Source organism: Ruminococcus bovis (assembly GCF_005601135.1).
Classification (GTDB): Bacteria; Bacillota; Clostridia; order Oscillospirales; family Acutalibacteraceae; genus Ruminococcoides; species Ruminococcoides bovis.
This window is the reverse complement of record NZ_CP039381.1, coordinates 1,624,156-1,642,473: the sequence shown is the minus strand read 5'-3', so window position 1 is coordinate 1,642,473 and position 18,318 is coordinate 1,624,156. Positions and strand designations below refer to the sequence as shown.

Annotated in this window: 9 protein-coding genes and 1 CRISPR repeat array (1 of these 10 only partly in view); all 9 genes read right to left on the bottom strand. The window is 29.4% G+C overall.

Translation table 11 applies throughout. The features are described 5' to 3' along the window. A CRISPR array of direct repeats spans positions 1–300; the repeat unit is 36 nt; unit sequence GTTATAGTTCCCTAATTATTCTTGGTATGATATAAT; it reaches 1,518 nt to the left of the window's first position. Between the two features lie 100 nt (positions 301–400). The 9 genes from cas2 to E5Z56_RS07595 all read right to left on the bottom strand — a co-directional run bounded on the left by cas2 (position 401) and on the right by E5Z56_RS07595 (position 18,268). Then, entirely contained in the window at positions 401–721 is a 321-nt protein-coding gene (gene cas2, locus E5Z56_RS07635; protein ID WP_138157280.1) for a CRISPR-associated endonuclease Cas2, read from the bottom strand. Further along, positions 714–1,610 carry a type II CRISPR-associated endonuclease Cas1 gene (gene cas1 / locus E5Z56_RS07630; protein WP_138157279.1) on the bottom strand — a complete coding sequence of 299 codons (897 nt, stop codon included), beginning with the start codon at positions 1,608–1,610 and terminating at the stop codon, positions 714–716. The genes cas2 and cas1 overlap by 8 nt, the downstream gene beginning before the upstream one ends. Beyond that, positions 1,607–4,867, bottom strand: coding sequence for a type II CRISPR RNA-guided endonuclease Cas9 (cas9, locus tag E5Z56_RS07625; protein ID WP_138157278.1), 3,261 nt, complete (start codon positions 4,865–4,867; stop codon positions 1,607–1,609). The genes cas1 and cas9 overlap by 4 nt, the downstream gene beginning before the upstream one ends. A gap of 274 nt (positions 4,868–5,141) precedes the next feature. Further along, positions 5,142–10,382: a DEAD/DEAH box helicase gene (locus E5Z56_RS07620; RefSeq protein WP_138157277.1), complete on the bottom strand. Its 5,241-nt coding sequence runs from the start codon at positions 10,380–10,382 to the stop codon at positions 5,142–5,144. Positions 10,383–10,386: 4 nt separating this feature from the next. Next, positions 10,387–11,397 (bottom strand): hypothetical protein, encoded by a 1,011-nt coding sequence (locus E5Z56_RS07615; RefSeq protein ID WP_138157276.1) that lies wholly within the window; start codon positions 11,395–11,397, stop codon positions 10,387–10,389. Beyond that, on the bottom strand, positions 11,390–13,576 hold the full coding sequence (locus tag E5Z56_RS07610; protein ID WP_138157275.1) for a coiled-coil domain-containing protein: 2,187 nt from the start codon (positions 13,574–13,576) through the stop codon (positions 11,390–11,392). Before E5Z56_RS07610 ends, E5Z56_RS07615 begins: the two co-directional genes overlap by 8 nt. Beyond that, positions 13,573–14,148 (bottom strand): hypothetical protein, encoded by a 576-nt coding sequence (locus tag E5Z56_RS07605; RefSeq protein WP_138157274.1) that lies wholly within the window; start codon positions 14,146–14,148, stop codon positions 13,573–13,575. Before E5Z56_RS07605 ends, E5Z56_RS07610 begins: the two co-directional genes overlap by 4 nt. Positions 14,149–14,171: 23 nt before the next feature. Next, positions 14,172–15,737: a hypothetical protein gene (locus tag E5Z56_RS07600; protein WP_138157273.1), complete on the bottom strand. Its 1,566-nt coding sequence runs from the start codon at positions 15,735–15,737 to the stop codon at positions 14,172–14,174. Positions 15,738–16,018: 281 nt separating this feature from the next. Next, positions 16,019–18,268, bottom strand: a complete 2,250-nt coding sequence (locus E5Z56_RS07595; protein ID WP_138157272.1) for a DEAD/DEAH box helicase family protein — start codon at positions 18,266–18,268, stop codon at positions 16,019–16,021. Positions 18,269–18,318 lie beyond the last annotated feature (50 nt).

Here is an 18,318-nt window from a genome sequence, read left to right as displayed (position 1 = left end):
GTTATAGTTCCCTAATTATTCTTGGTATGATATAATGCATTGACAAAAACTTGCTATGTATTTATTGTTATAGTTCCCTAATTATTCTTGGTATGATATAATAAGTACCTACTGATTATTCAGATGATACGGGTTATAGTTCCCTAATTATTCTTGGTATGATATAATTCGAGCCATCCTATACCCATTCAGGCCTGGGTTATAGTTCCCTAATTATTCTTGGTATGATATAATTAACACTTATAAAACTGCAATAGCAAACCTGTTATAGTTCCCTAATTATTCTTGGTATGATATAATAGGGACTAAAGAAACTCCCATAAACACTAAGTTTATGGGAGTTTTCTTTGCGCAAAAATTATTATTTTTAACAGTAATACAATCAGAAACTCAAGAAAAATCAAAAAATAGAAAGTTGTTCAAATACTTGTTGTTTTTCTTCATTTACAAGATCACCTATAAGAATTTCCATTCTTTCATACTGTTTTTCAGTTATCACTAACATTCGTACAGAACCATTTTCCGGAGTATTATCTCTAATTCTTGATTTATGTTTCTCAACATCATCAACGCCATTACAAATTCTTGCATACACAGAAAACTGCACCATAAAAAAACCATCTTTTAGTAGAAAATTTCTAAATCTTGTTGCAACCGTTCTCTGTCTTTTTGTTTTTACAGGTAAATCAAAAAATACAATTATTCTCATAAATTTATTCATATGTATGTTGTTCCAAATCAATAATCTGTGGCAATAATAAAGATTTATTCTTATCATTATACCAACTAGATAAACTTTTTATTGTTAGTTCAATAGCTTTTGCACAAGCAAACAATTTATTGTCTATTATTAAATCACAATTTAATAGATTCACCAGAGAAGCCTTCGTATGTGTATCTATTTCATCTTTCAAAGCAAATTTTTTTACATACAAATCTACTATTGGTCTAAATGGCTCAATGATATCATCTGACAGATTAAAGCTATTTAGATTACTCTTATGAAAAATACCTAGTGAAGGTTCATATCCATATACTATAAGATACTTTGATATTGTACTTCTCAAAATAGAATAACCATAGTTAAGTTTTGGGTTTATAAAGTTATCTTGAGTTCGGGTATAATTTTTACCAAACAATAACTTAAAATATTTTGAAGCTGCTACTGCCTCCATATTATCCGGATCACCAGACTTAACCATATTTTTCAAAACATCTATGCTTTTCCACTCATCTATACCGCACAATTTTAAAACAGTTGCTTGATTTTCTATTTTTTGACAAACAATTTGTTTCCATAGCTTTTTCTTATTAGGTAAAGTCATTTCTAACTGATTTTTTAGCACTGATAGATGTTTTGAATGTCTCAATAGCGGAAGAAAAGTTCCACAAGGGTGATGTGTTTTGTCAGTTACATACAAAGTAATAGCATATTCAGATAGTCTTGACAACAAATATGAATTCATTGATATTTGCATAGAATCAATAGCAATGCATTCAATATCTTCTAATGGAACTTTAAAAACATCACCATTATCTATTACAAGTTGTTGATTTTTTACATATAATCTTGCTGGATTTGTAAGAAAAATTACCCTATATCCCATCATCTAAAACCTATTCGTTTTTCTTTTTTAACTTTCGAAACATTCCCCAAAACATCAACTTGGTATTTTTCTAAAGACTGAAGGTTTTTCACTCCTAAGCTTTTTTTGATGTAACAATTGTCATGAGTAACAACCCTTATAGAAGCTGTATTAATACTAGTTCCTTTAAAATACACAAATTCCTCTCGTAGGGATTCTGTTTTAGGCAAACTGCTACTTTCATTCATTAATGAAAATGTCACATCACTGTTTGACTTAATTTTAATTAAATCATTTCTGTACAGAGAAAATAAAAAGTCTTCATCATTCATAGCTTTCCATTCTCCACCTTGAACTATCGCTTTATGAGGCAATTCATTTTTTACTGTATCAGCAACATAAATTGGCACTAAATAATATCCGTCTTCCGTACGAAACACATCAGTCCTTATCATATCACCATTTTTAGCTATAGTAGTGTTATTATTTAATGTAACTGATGAAGTAATTTTCTTGATAATTTTCACTGACTTTACAAGTGGACCCTTAGAACCATCACTTTTTGGCTTATAGAAAGGTTCGGTAAAAGCATCTTCTACCTTCTTTTTGCCATTCTCTTCCTTATGCATTTCTTTAAATTTTATTAAATGATTCTTTAATGCATCATATAATAATCTATCATCATCAGGATTGTAATAATTAGCAATTTCGTTATTGTTATCTAAACTTAATTTATTCAAATCAGTTTTAACAACTTCATATTTTTGACCATTTTCTACAACCATTCTTCTTAATGTATCTTGATGAGCCGGTCCAGTTACTTTTCTATTAACCATTCTTGATACGAAGATTGGTTTAACCTTTTCGTCTCTTGCATAAGTAGGTATAGGATTAGATGCTAAAAGTCTCTCTGGATTTTTAGAACATCTAATATCAAGCTCTGTTCTAAACCACTTGTATGGCATAGGAAAATAATTTTTCACTTCACCAGTTATTTTATCAACATCTAATGTTTCATTGTTGTTCTTGATATACAGAGTTTCCTTATATTTAGAATACTCTGAGATTCTCTTTATCATTGACTTGGTAACGCACGCAATAACTATTGCATCCGTAGCATGATGAGCATCACCATTTGCACGGATTTTTTCAATACCCCATCTTTTACGAATGTAAGAAGTTATTGCACCATTCACTGCTATTACCGTTTCCTTTCTGTTAGTAGAACTTGGTGCAAATTTAAGGTATTTCTTAATAAACTTCAAAAGAAATCTTGAAAGATATTGTGTATCCTTTAAATTTCTATTCTTAAATCCATCAAAATCGTCTTCCGAAATTTTTTCTTTAAGAAGATTCTGCTTTTTTCTAAAGCTAAGATGAGAATTCTTCACCCAAACTATAAACTCATCTCTTTCTTTACCACTCAAATAATTAAGAGGTATTCTGTTGCCTTTATTTTGATTTTCATTGGTATGCACAAGAACTTTGTTTGAATAAGAATCATCAAAAGAAATACTATAAGGAACAATATGATCCACCTCAGCATAACCTTCTGAAAATAGTTTTTCTATTTTTAGTGGTTTTTGTGAATAAACACATATTCCATCTTGTTCTTTCCACAATTTATATTTCACTAAATCAAAAGCAGTAGGTTTAACAACTCCCAATTTTTTTAATTCTTCAAAACTTTTCTCATTTTTCTCCCTATTTGATTTTTGATTACTCTCAATATTTTTTCTTTCCTTATAACTCTTTGCAAGTTCCCTAGCTAGTTCAATATTGATGTATGTTGGACTTTCACCCTTTTCTCTAATAATAGAATTAATAACCTTTATAGTTTGAGAAACTGTTCGTCTAACTACAGGATTTCTTATTTCATCAAGTTCTGGAGCATCTTTTGGATTTGATGGTAAATACATTTGCTGACACTTATCATCATCTTTAAAGTTATAACCCAATGCAGTAATAGCTTCATTGTACAACATTCCATCTTCAAGATATGGAATCATTTTATTTAAGACAGCAATAGAAAGATTTCCAAACTTTGTAAATGATGGTATTGTAAGAGCAACATTAATTTCATCTTCCAAGAAATTCTTTTCTTTCATTTCCTCGATAATTTTTGAGTCGTTTTTGTGAAGTGTAAGTATCGTTGCTAAAGTATTTTTCTTCTCAACACTCCACTCTAAATATGAAGATCCATATGCTTTTTTAAATTCATAATAAGCAGTTAAGTAACTAAACTTTGTTTTCTTTTCAGTTTCAGTATAATCTTTTGAATTATATGAAATGTTGAAAAATTCTTCATTAGATAAACCTAATTCTGTTCTAATAGAAGAATAGGTTATCTTATTCTTTTTAAAAGCTAAATTAACAACTTTTTCTCTTTCTTCCTTAGTTAACGGTCTCCTATTTCCATTGTATAAAATTTTCATACTATTGACCTTAGTTAACAAGTTTGAATACTCAAACGAATATGATGCTTTTGGGGCTGCCTTTAAAGTAGGTTCAAATGTACAATTCTTCACCATTTTTCCAATTAGATTTCCACCGTATGGGCTACTTTCATCCGGTCCGTCATCAAAATTTCTTTGTGACAAATAGATTTTTAGATATTCGTTTTCAAAGGATTCCGTTGCATGTTGATTATTGAATTTTCTCTGTTGATTAAATATCACTTTAATTTCATTTTCATAATCAACTCTTAAGAAAGTCATAGAATAGTCTGATTTATTTCTTTTTCTTTGAATAAACTTTTCATTTTTAAATAACATTTCACCTATCGTACGATAACCGTTATCTGTAAAAATTGACTTATTCTTTTCAATTTCTTTAAGCATCTTGCCATCATCAGAATTTTTATTTTTTGCATCAATCTTTCTGTTAGACTTAAAACCTCTTCTCTGTGATAAATGAATCAATAATCGAATAAACTCATCTTTTGTTAATTTTCTATTCAATGCTTCATATCTAATCTCATAAATATCTGATAAATTCTTTCTTTCATAGATAGATTGAATGTACTTAAAATCTACATTCATAGTATCACAAATAAGTTTTTTGATTCTATCTTTTCTGTGAGTCTTTCTTCGGTGAGTTCTCCTAGATCCTCTAAATGTTCTTCTTTCAGCAGCTAATGATTTTCCGGTACCGGTTTCAGCTTTATCAAAAGTTCTTACACCCATAAAATCGATTTTGTAAGGTTCTTCTTTTTCGTTCAAAAGAACAGTTCCACTACCTACTGAAGCAATTCCACAATCAATACCTAAACCATAACTCATAATTAACCTCCTAACAAATATCAAATTATAAAAGATAATGCCCTATTCAAATGAACAGGGCATCAGCGCTTTACGGTTTACTACCTTATTATAGCAACCTAATTATTCTTGGTATGAAATAATTTAATGTTATATTAACATATATTTTGCAAAAAATCAAGTATTTTTATTAAAAAGTTCTAATGCCACTCATAATATATCACATATACATAAATTTTTCAATAAATATAACAAATTTTACATAATTTTTATAAATGTATCATTACACGCATTGTTATAATGCAATTTCATCCAATATTTTTTGCACTGCAAATGGCTTTGAATATTTAATGTACGAGTCACGTAAGTATATTGTTTTCTCTTTATTCTTTTCAGACCACATAGCAGGATAAACGACCAAAGTTTTTTTAAATTTATCTTTAGTAATTGTAATTTTCTTATTGCTAAAATCAAGGATACAATTAAATGAACTTAATATATTACATAGTGGTTTAATAATATCAACCTGTTTTTCAAAATTAAGTGCTGATGCTACTGTACCATTTTTACCCCATTGTAATAATTCTAACGCTGCAAATCTATCCAATAAACCATGAACAAACTGATTTCTATAGTTTCTTAAACAATTGTGGCAAGAACTACTACAATCACAATTTTTCAATAAATCTTCAACTTCAATTAAAATTTCTTCAATATCATTAGCTATACTATCTGCATATCCAGCACCACTTGAAAGACTATCATACAAATATATATCAATAAAAGAGCCTTTGCTATTTTCCCTTATTCGATATCCAGTAACCAATTCAGTAAATTCAACATCTAAATGTTTGCTAGCTGCCAACCTCATTGCTTCAGCCAATGATTGACCAGCACGTTCAAGCCAAAGGTTTTCATTTCTATCTACATTAATATAGTTACTATCAAGAAAAAACTCTAACACTAACATATCAGTAATAAAATCAAATCCTAAGTTTACATTTACAGTATTTAAATGATTACATTTTTTTCCAGCATATTTATTATTGTACGGTCGATATATACTATTTAAAACACGCTCATCATCACCTGGCATTGAAGCACCACAATCTTTGCATACCATAAACCCACAATCCTGAACACCTTTATTCATCATAATAATTCTTTGATTAGTCCTTGAAGCTATTCTTATATTATCACAATTAGAGACACTTATCATATCAGAAGAATTAGGTAAAGTTGAATATAGTGGTTGTTGAACTGATGTATATTGTTCTATTAATTGTGCTTCTGAAATACTTTTTCCATCCTTTGGGGCAAATCCCCACGGTCTCAATAATGGTTTACTTGATATTATACTTTTGCTACTGCAAAACGGACACAATGTTAGGCTTTCTTCTTTTAAACCAAACCACCCACATTTTGGGCAAGATAAAATTTCTTTCAAATAATTTGGATCCTCCACATATGCACGAGCTGGTATCTTAGTCAAACCTTTTCTTTTATCGCTATTTGGAAAATACAAGCCACCTATTTGGTAAGTTTGTTTATCAACAACAATCGCTCGTCCTGGTGCATATTCCCCAATCGCAACATCAAGGCCTCTACTTATTTCATAGCGTACTCTGCCATTTTCATCTGTAATATAGGTACTAACAACATTTTTGGGGAAAGAATATGTAGGTATAATACCTTCCTCGTATAAAGCATCTAGTAAAGATTTAGTGTTCTCATTATTAGAGCTTTCAACACCAAACAACTCAGGATGTTCATCTCTTCTATTTTTCATTTTAATTAACTCATTATTAAGCCAATGACAAAACTTTGAATAATCAAATTCAATATTATTTGGTATAAGTTTTCTTCTAATCGCATATTTCTTTAAGTAATTACTAAATTCAAACAAGTGATAATCAAGAAACTCAGCTGCACTAATGAAATCTAAGCTATTATTATTCTTGCTAAGATATTCACAAAAAATAACCATAGCCAAATGGCGTTGAATCAATTTGTTACTTTTAGTATCTATCCAAGGTTTTCTTGGATCTCCCCTAAGCATTGGAACAGGATCTTTAAAATATAATGTGTCATGAGGTCCATCCTCACAAAATGTAACAATAGTAGATAAACTTGAACCCCTTCGACCTGCTCTACCTGCTCTTTGCTGATAATTTTCACGTAATGGTGGAATATTTCTAAGGCCAACTGCTACTAATGAACCAATATCTATTCCAACTTCCATTGTTGTAGTACTACTTAAAATATCAACAGGAGTTTCATTATTTTGAAGTAAATCCTGAAATCTTAGTTCATACTTTTCAGTTTTACTCCAAATAGCATCTCTTTGATCCTTATGAGATACCTGTGCAGTATGTTCCTCTGTATCAATAACATAAATTTTTTTACCACTAATTGCATCATCTATAGGCTTTCTCCAAAATTCAAGAGACTTAATTTCATTATCATCCATATAATGGATTTTAGTAGTTCCACAACTTGGACAACACTTTTTTAATAGATAAGGAGTTATTTCTGAACAGCACTCACACCTATACCATTTATGTTTCAAATCAAATCTCGGTTTAATTTTTGATAAAGATACGTAGTATTTTCCATGATCAAATTGAGACATATCTAAAAAGTTATTAATTAATGTCCTCTTCCATATACTTAACACTTCAGAATCATTTTTCCAATCCATAACACTAGCGATTGCTTTTGAAAATGACCAATCTTTTTTCAATCCATATCCGTCATAACTAGATCTTACCTCACTTCTAGTATCATCAGAAATTGACTGTCCTAAGGCAGTACTTGAATCGCAAATATTTATCATCCAAGCATTGAAGAGTTCCAAGAATTCATTTTCCGTTACAATGATACCATTTTCCTCAAGTTCATCAAGAGAATAAAACATTGCCTCATCCGTTGGTTCAATCCAACTTATAGCAGAATCATAAAGTGTATTATAACCACCCGCATATAATCTTAATAAATACTTTTGCATCTGTATAGGTGCATTAGATATTATCAATTCAGGTGAATACTCGCGTTTTCTTCTTAATGATCTATTATATTTATTAAGAGCACTATCACAATTTTCTATAAACCATTCCCTTTCAGGTTCATTAAATATCTTTATTTTATTCTGCGCTGCAACAATACAAAAATAATCATATAAATATTCCATAGAATACTCTTTATTAGATTTTTCCATCATATTAATTGCTAATGCAAATAATTGATGTACAGCCATAATATCTGAAGCTTCAGACATATCACGCGCAAGTTTTGCAGCTCTTTGTCTACTATCAGAAAATATTAAAACTTTTCTTCCCTCATTAGGTAATCGGTCTGGATCGTTATCTTTACCTGGAACAGCAGGTTGCACTTGAAACTGTGATTTAATTAAGTTAAAGAAGGATTGATTACCTCTTGTACTAAAAGATGTTAATTGCGATGAAGACAATTGGTGCCTACAATGCGGACAAGTTGGAAAGGTAATAACTTGAGGACGACCTTTGGCAGAATAATCGCAATAATACAATTTTCTATAATTTGAATTATTAGATTGAGAGTCATCTTTAAAATTAATAAATCCACTTTTAATATCTAGATAACAAGCTTTTATTGGATACTTTTTACGACCTTTACTTAATTCAAAATCATCTGTTGGAATAAATAAATGAATTTCTTTCACTCGTCTATCCAGTAACTGACCCGGATAATGCCATAAATACGTACTATTACTAATTTCATTATTTTCTTTTAAAATAAAACCTTTATAAAACAAGGCACCACAACGACGATCATTATAAAGTTCATATACAACACTTTTGCATTTAGGGCATATAAAGTTACCATCAGATAAATAAATTTCACCTAAAGTAAGTGTTTCATCACTATGGGAATTATCACAATTTGGATTTACACAAGCATACACTCCATTGATACCTCTGAAAAACATATGCATACGTGCTGGAAACAATATTGTTCCTTCATAATTTTTTGCCAATGGTGCAATAGCCAATAGCACACTCACTGCTTTTAGACCTTCTGTCCTGCATGTTTCCGGAAAAATTTCATTAGATAACTCGTTTAATGATACTGCATTTCCACGGCACTTATTAAATAATTTATGAAATTGTTTATATTCAATCAAATGATTATACATCCAATCATATACTTGCTGTAAATTACTAAAAGTCTCATTACTTATACCATTCCAAAATTTCTTTAACGCAACAAATTGAATGTCTTCTTTATCTTCAAAATCAGATGGATTACAATTTTTAAATTTTTCAAATGGTATATTATATTTTGCAAGTCCGGAAATATCCTCTCTTTCGCCAGTTAAATAACAAAATTCCTTATTCGAATCACTTGCCGTAAGTTCATTGGCAAATTTCATAATAGCATTTCTATCTTCTTCATCCCTATCAGGCATACTGGCAGTGGTTAAAATAAACTGGACTTTACTACGAGTAATTCCAAGTTTATAGAAAAGTCTTCTTAATAGAAGTGATACCTCACCGCCGGATGAACCTCTATACATATGTGCTTCATCAATAACAAATAATAATTTATTATCCTCACTACAATTTAACCATTTTTTTGTATCTTTCCAAATTTTTTCTTCTCTAGGTCGTAAAAGCATATATTCCAACATTGAATAATTTGTAATTAGAATATCTGGACAAAATTGTTGCATTTCAAACCTGGTAATTAACTCTGCATCTTCCTCATTTGGAATATGATTACCATTATGTAATCCTTTGAGGAAACCTTTCATATCATACTTTGCCGGTATTCTTCCCTCATTCAATAATTGTTTTAAAAATCGTTCTTCTGATTCTGTTTTTGGAAAAGACATTCTTGCTAAATTTTTTTCTAAAAGTCGATCCTGATTTTGCTCCGATTCAATTCCTGGATAAGGTGTACGACCTGTATACATTCCAAATTGAGGTCTTCTAGAATGATACAAACAAGTATCACGAAAAATTTTTACAAATTTATTTTCGGGATCACCTATTAATCTACGTAAACGACTTACCTGATCAGAAACAAGCGCATTCATCGGATACATAATAATAGATCTTATTCCGCGATTACTCCAACTGCTTGGAGTTTCTTTTGCCTCTGTTACTAATTTTGCCATTAAGGGCCACATAAAGCATTCTGTTTTACCTGAACCAGTACCTGTGGCAACAAATAGGTCATCACCTTTAATTGACGCTTCTAACGCTGATAGTTGGTGTAAAAAAGGTGTAGGATACACGCCCAATTTAGCTTCTGATAATCTATCAAAATATTTTTTCAACCAATCAGGTATATTAGAAAACTGTATGCCATTTTTCTTACTTTTATAGGCTGGTGATGATTCAATATATGGTTTTTGATATAAAACGCCTTCTTTATTTATTTTTTCAGTTACAGCTGAAAGCAATAAAGGTGTCTTTCCAAAATACTGAGATTTTATATAATTTTCTAGTTCTTTACACAACTGTTTGTGTACATAATTCGCACCATTTGACATCTTATCATTCCTCAATAAATTTATATCCTAACTGTATCATTACAGTTTTAATTGATTCAAATACCTTTCTATCACATATTCTTTTAAAATCATATGGCAATTTTTTCATAAGTCGAGGCCAACTATACAATTTCCATAAATATAGTACTGACTGAGGTGGTAAATATTGAAATTCAATATACACTAAATCTCCGTCAATTTTATATTTAGTTGGTGGTAATACATCTCTTTTCCGTAGGCAAGCATTTGTCAATAGTCTTTTGTTATTATTTTCAACTAACCATTGAGGTAACTCACTAGCATATAACTTATTTTCATATTTATAAAGATAATACAAATAAGTTCCTTTTGTCTTAATTTTCAATATTGATATCTCACCTGTTTTATCAATATTATTAGTCCAATAACCTTTATTATATGGTGGTTTTGTACGCAAATATTCAATATCCGCATTTATATCTATGGTATCCCATTTTGCTTTTTTTGTATATATATCCCATAACTGGGATAACATAATATTTTCAAGTTGAAACATATTAATAAATTGATCTTTATTTTCTTGTCCTGGAAATTGTTCATAGGTACCAAGGCCACTAATTTTCTGTTTACTATCTAGTTCATATCCTCTTGTAAATTTTATTTCATTAACAATTGAATCTGATTTTGATGACATAACAACTCTATTGGGCCTATGATAAATCACACCAGTATTTAAAAAAATATCATACACTTCTTCTGCTAATTCAGTAGAATCCATCGGCAACAAAGTTTTTAATTCCGGATACATATCTTGATAACTAGCAAATACTTTGTTTATTCGTCTTTTCATATGGGTAATTGAAGAATCTTCTTCCTCTTCCGTGCCATAGTCTGTGTCAAATAATGAAGCTAGTGCCATTCTTCCTAAAAGACTATAAATTATTCTAGACTTCCATTTATTAATTTCTTCATTATCACCTTTATAAATTGAAAATTCCTTAGAAATACGACTTAACAAATTTTGATACTTATTCATCGTCTTCTCCAAACAAAGTATTTATAATATCCTCTAATTCTTTTGAAATTGTAATATGTCGATCTGTTGTATTTTGAATCATATCCAACAAAATAGGCATTTGCATAGTTGTAAAGGCATATGGTAATAATGCAAACAAAACATCATAATCAACAGCATCATTTCCCAATAATTCATGCATGTTAGTAATCAATGTTTTGATTCTATTTCTTATTAATAATGGTGCGTGAAACTTCTTTAGAATTTTCTCATATGTTCTTGATGGCCCAACTAATTTATATTCTTCATGATCATCTGAAAAAACTCCTCTTATTACTTCACCTGTTGGTGGATTTTCAATAAGTGGTTCCGTAAGAACTGGCAACATATAGTTAAATAAACTTGCTGGTTCTATCTGCATATCCTCAGAATAAGGATAGACTGAAATAAAAAATTTGTTATCATTAGAAATAATATCCGGTAACCTTGAAATCCAATTACCATTAAATGGGTTAACAACTCTAATAATATTATCATCACTACTATTACACAATTCAACAATTTTAGAATTATACTTTCCATTACATTCTAAAATTCCGGCTTTTTTTCCAAATATAGCTCCTGAAAAAGCATCGACAATAGCAGTTGCATTAGGTCCAATTAACAACAATGGACAATTATCAAGATATGCAATATACATATACGTCGCAAGTGGATGACAATACTTCTCAATTACACCAGCATCCAACAACCCACACTTAATTGTATCTAGCACATTTTCTATAGTATCGTTAATTTCTATATCATTTGAATCTAAAGGTTTGCCTTTATAATAATTACAACTTTCATCAATTAATTCTGTATAAGAATTTTTTCCAGGATTAACTGTTGTAGCTTTTGGTAAAAAAGCAAAATTAGCTACAAAATTTGCTGCATTTTGCTGAGCTTGTTTAATCTTATCATTCACCGCAGCATCAACATTATTAGCAAATTCCTTTTTATCCTCAATATCTTTATTAAGAGCTTCTAGCTTTTCTGCCAACTCAATTTCTCGATTCTGCAGTTTCTCTAATTCGTTTTTTGCAGTTTTTCTTTTCTTTTCTATTTCGTTTTGTAAATCTTCGCGTTTATCTATAAGATTCTTATTTTCTGCTTTCCAATCAACCATAATTAAAGACTTGCATCTCTTCATTAATTCCTCATTGGAATATAATGCTGACAATATAACTTGATCCTCAATTGTATTTCCGTCAATGTAGCAATTAATATTTTCAAGATAATCCTCAAGCATTTTCTGTGCTTCTACAGAACTACAATTTAATTTTTCTTCAACTTCCTCTGTCACCGATTTCAAATCCACATTTGTTAGAAAATCGCGTACTAATTTCCAATCACTTTTTTGTTTTCCTAATTTTTTAAATTCTCGCCATGAACTTCTTTCAAGTAAAATATCATTAATTACCTCCGTAGAACCCTTTACATTGACAATCATAGAAGGAATTCCAATATTTACAGTTTTAAGATACTTTTTATTATTAGATAAACATACAATATCATTCTTAGAAAATTCATAACAAGGCAATTGAATAGTATTATTTTTCAACATAAATAATTCATTGTTAGTTTTTTCAAAATCATCATTTCTACACAAAAGTCCCCAATAATTGCTTTTATCTTCAAGAAAAGCAACCATTATTCTAGAAGTAGTAATATCTAAACTAATTCCGGTCTTTAATTTATTAATAATTTCATCTTTACTTTTACATGCATAAAACGTAACTATCTCTACCGGCTCAATACGACCATTAATCTTAGATTCAACATAATCTTTAGAATAATCATTATTATTTGGTTTAGCAGTCCAACTCCAAGTTGCAAGTTTCCCCACTTTATCTTTAGGTCCATCGTTGATGAATATTATTTTACGGTTTTCAAAATAAGGGGGTTCATCATTACTTTGCTGAAAAGAAATTAAGTTACCTTCTCTATCTATATCAGCTAAACGTAGTGCTTTATATTTAACTTTTCCGATTAACTCAGGAGCAATAACTTGACATATCGAAACATAATCATCTGTCAAACTTGAAATAGTATCAGTAAAATTGCCTGTATCATCAAATTTTCTCAGCTTGTTAAATTGTTCAAGATTTACTTGCAATTGTGATTTTTCATCAAGTGCTTTATGTAATCTTTCTTTCATATTAGACAATGACTTTTCCAATTCATCTTGCTTCTTCTGACAGTCTTGAAAATCAATTTTATATTTCTTTTCTGATTCAAGTAATTTTTCTTTATATTTTCTAACTGTTTTTTTAAGTTCTCAATTTCAATTTTTGAATTTTCATTAATTGTTTGTACATTTTCATCATTTTTATTTGTTATATTTGACATAGTATTCTGTATTTTTTCCAAATACAAATTATCTACATCGTCACCATTCAATTTAAAATACAATGCAATATTATCCTTAAACGGTGAGTCTCTCAAAATTTTTGCAAGAACATTTATTTCTTCTTCTTTTAGTTGTTTTTTAATATCTGTTAAAAATAAATTTGCAAAATTATCCATAAAGTCACTAATAAAAGATTTATTAATATTCTCTATTGCTAGTGACACAGCCTTGTTCTTAGGTATTTTTTCTGCACGATACCAACTTTTTATTTTATTATATTCTTTTTGATTTTTCTTAAAATAATCCTTAAAAGCATCGCCAGAAATAATATTACAAAAATTTTTCTTTTCTGTATCATTTAATTTTGAAATGTAATTCATAGTCATATCCTCTCTCAATTTATTTATATTTTCCCACTTGTTGACCACTTTACTAGAGTACGATAAGCTTTTCTACTCATATGTCCATTTCTAATACACTTATATATCCATCTTTGGATAGCAGTATATTTATTAAGTTTTTTTACTAAAGAACCAATAGTATGTGGTAATTCAATTTGTTCTCCATAATATGATTCTAACTTTTTCAGCATAATATTTTCATCAAAAGTATTATCATGATCTTTTCTCTTAAAAAAGGATGCTTGCCATACTTTATCTAAACCTACATACACCTCAATTTCAGTATTCCAAGAAATATCAAATATTTCAGATTGAGTATCTGCATATAAATTTCGTCTTTCAACCAATATGCCATTCCTTTTAATATTAATATGACCATCATATGGAATTGTAATATTTAATAACTTATTAATAGGTAAAGCTTCATGAGTTCCTTCAACAAAATTATTACCCTTTAAATCCACCACATCTGCTTTTTGACAGTCAGTTATATTATCTAATCGTTCTTGCCAAAAGTATGTATATTTTAAAATTTTGGCACGTCCTATTGTTAACAGTTGTTGTCTGCCATTACAATGAACATTTGCAACATATTCCTCATTCAAATATGGTATATTGTACTTTTGTATATAAACATATGGGAATGGCTTAATATTAGGCGAATTTCCTTGTATATGCATCACAATATCTTTTTCATTGCACTTTAATACATACGGATTTTTAATATATACAGGCCATACAGTCTGTAGTTTTACCGGTCTATCTGTAAGTCTGCAGTGATAATCAAAAAAGAATTCAGCTGACTCTCTTTGATAATCATTAGCAGTAACTTCATACAAACACCAAGTTTCAAGTGAAATTGTTTTTTTCATTATAAACTTTAAAGTTATATATTGTTTTGTAAAGTAATCAAGATATTTACATCCTTTTTTTAACAAATAATATTTATTTCCAACTTCTACATCAGAATCATAAACTAATTTTTTACCGGTTTTAGCATCGAACAAGGTTCCTTTAGGATCTATTCCACTTACCTCATCTGGCCAATAATTATGTACTTTTTCATTTGTACCAGATACACTTATTATGTATTTTTCATAGGGAGTATTACCAATTGATAAATATGTAATACCTTCAACCTGTAATCTTTCTCTTGAATATATAAATTTTTCTGCCCAAGCATTCTTTGGTTTTATATTAATTTCTAATTTTTTTGTAATCAAATCAGACGGAATTTGCATAAATCCTATTTCAAATGAAAAGGATTTATTATTAAGTTTTATTCTAATAGGTAATTCATATTTTGCTTTATTAAACAAAGTAAAAAAGCCATTTGAACCTAATATTCTTTCAGGACACTCTTTGTCTTTTTGGGCTCTATCATGTCGAAAATGTCTTCTATTAATCCCCTTTTCTGTAAGCGATACATATTGGCCACACAACTCACACATAAATAATCCACTATTAGCGGAAACTTTGCCATATGGATAGATTTCTACTGCTTTATCAATAGTAATTCTCTTCCAACTATTATCTTCCCACATACATACATGTTTTAATGTGCCCATAAGAATAACCTCTCTTTTGTCATTTTGTGACAAAACTCTTACATTCATTATATAATTATTAAAGCAGTAAATCAACATTTTTAATAAATTTTTATTATTTTATTTTAAATTTATATTAATAATAGCAAAACTATAATTAATTTATTAGTAATAAGACCAAGTCCATACTTAATAAAACTTTTGAAAGCAATTATATTCTTATATCTTATATAATTAACGATAAATGCCCTAAAAACAAAATCTGTTAAGGCATTTATTATTAATTTCATTATAAACTTTTACTACTTAGTTATTCTTTTATAGTACATATCTAACTTTTCATCACACACCTGCAAGATATGTGCTATATCAGTACCGGAGAGCTTTCTAAACACATTAGAATTAATTTGGATATACTCAATATTTTTAGAATGTTCAAGAAATCTCATATCGGCAAAACGCTTAAATGGGTTACTGAAAATATTCCTTTCAACATCCTTTTCGGTATATCCACCTTTTTGATAGATACTATTTGGTTTTTCTGCGATTAGACCATTATCCTTTCTTTCCTCATAAAAATCAATAAAGTAATTAACTATATCTACAATCCTTATCTTGCCATCTTCATCCACATGGTCAAATATTGCTTTTAGCAACACAGGTTTATAAGAAAAGCTCATATCCATTTTATCAACAAATTTCATAAACTTTTCTTTTATATTAGTTGGAGTTATTAAATCCCAACCATACTTTTTAGCATACATAATTACTGTATCTTCTTTATAGTAATTAAAAGTTTTATTCTCACTAATCGGAATAGATAAATCAGGCTTTATATCACCGTTTTTAACATATCTATCAACGGTTTCGGACTGTACATCAACCCTTCTAATAAATTCCTTTTGTGATAACATTGTTTTGACTTCATCTTGCCAATTAAATAAATCTACCGTTTCATAATCATAAATATTTAAAGGTAAATCAATATACTCTGTTGGTTTTTCACCTTTTCTCAACAAATCTTTATCAAGTTTCTTTTTATTATCCGGTGCAAGTACATACTCCAATGGATGATATTCCTTGATATTGAGAAGTCTATGTAATGAATAAGGTTGATTAAACATATTAGCATTGTCAACGAAATCAAACACTAATAAATCTTTTTTACCTTTACATTTTCTTGTACCTCTTCCAAGTTGTTGCATATAAACAGTCTTTGACATAGTAGGTCTAGCCATAAACAAAACTTCTGTCTTTGGACTATCCCAACCTTCATTTAGAAGGTCACAAGCACATAGTACATTTATATTACCGTTTTCATAATCATTAAGTATTTTATTTCTTACTTTTGGTTTATCTCTACCTGAAACAGATTCAGCATTTACACCTTGTTCTAATAATAGTTTTGCTATTTCAGTAGCATGATTAATACTAGCACAGAAGATAACTGCCTTTTTACCATTTACAAAATTCACATATGTATCGGCTATAATTTTATTTCTTTCAGGTACAAAAAGTTTAGATTCCAAATCTTGAGAATTATATTTAATACCGTTAATTCTTACACTTGTTAAGTCAATATCAGTTTTAATTCTGATACATCTTATTGGAACTAATATTTCTTTTTTTACTGCTGTTTCTAAATCCATTTTATGTGCAACATTTTGGAATAGATTTAGCATATCTTCACCATCAGAGCGTTCAGGTGTTGCAGTTAAGCCTAATATAAATTTTGCCTTAAAATAGCTAAAAATTTTCTTGTAGGTTTTTGCTGCTGCGTGGTGACATTCATCAACAATAATATAATCAAATGAATTTGGTTGAAATTCAAGTAGGTTTTTGGAAATACTCTGTACAGTTGCAAAAATAACTTTAGTATCAGTTGTTTTTTCACTACCTGTATATTTACCTAGTGTAGCTTCTTTCCAAATTTTTGCAAAGGTGTTTTCTGCTTGGTCTGCAAGTTTTAGTGCATTAACAAGGAATAGTGTTCTGCCACCAACTTCTTTTGCATCCGACGCAGCAGTAACTGTCTTACCAACACCGGTTGCATGATAAAGAAGTGCAATGGTTTCACCATTTTCTCTCATCTTTTTAAGATTGTCTAAAGCCTCTTTTTGATACTCTCTTAACTCAAATATTTTTCCTTGTTGATTTGGTAGATATTCTTGAAAGGTTTTGAAAAAAGGTGTTTCTCCTAAAAAAGTTACCAATTCATCTTTAACTTTTTCAGGTTGTGAAACCAACTGATTATATGCCCAACGATAAACTTTCCAATCTTGATATACCATACTGTTCTGCTTTAATAAGTCATCAAAGTATTTATTATCAGAAACTTTCTTTGGATTGTGATATGTTTCACCATCAATCTCTATGGCAATCTTTGAATCTTCATTTTCTAAGGCAAAATCAATATATCTATGTCCACCGTATATATCAACAAATGGATATTGAACATATAAATTATTTGCTTTATCCGGACCAAATGTATCACAAAATATTTCTACAAATTTCTCTTCAGCAATGCTATTCACACTTGTGGCTTTTTCCATAACTAACCTCTATTTTAATAACAACCATTTTCTTCTTAATAACTGCAAAA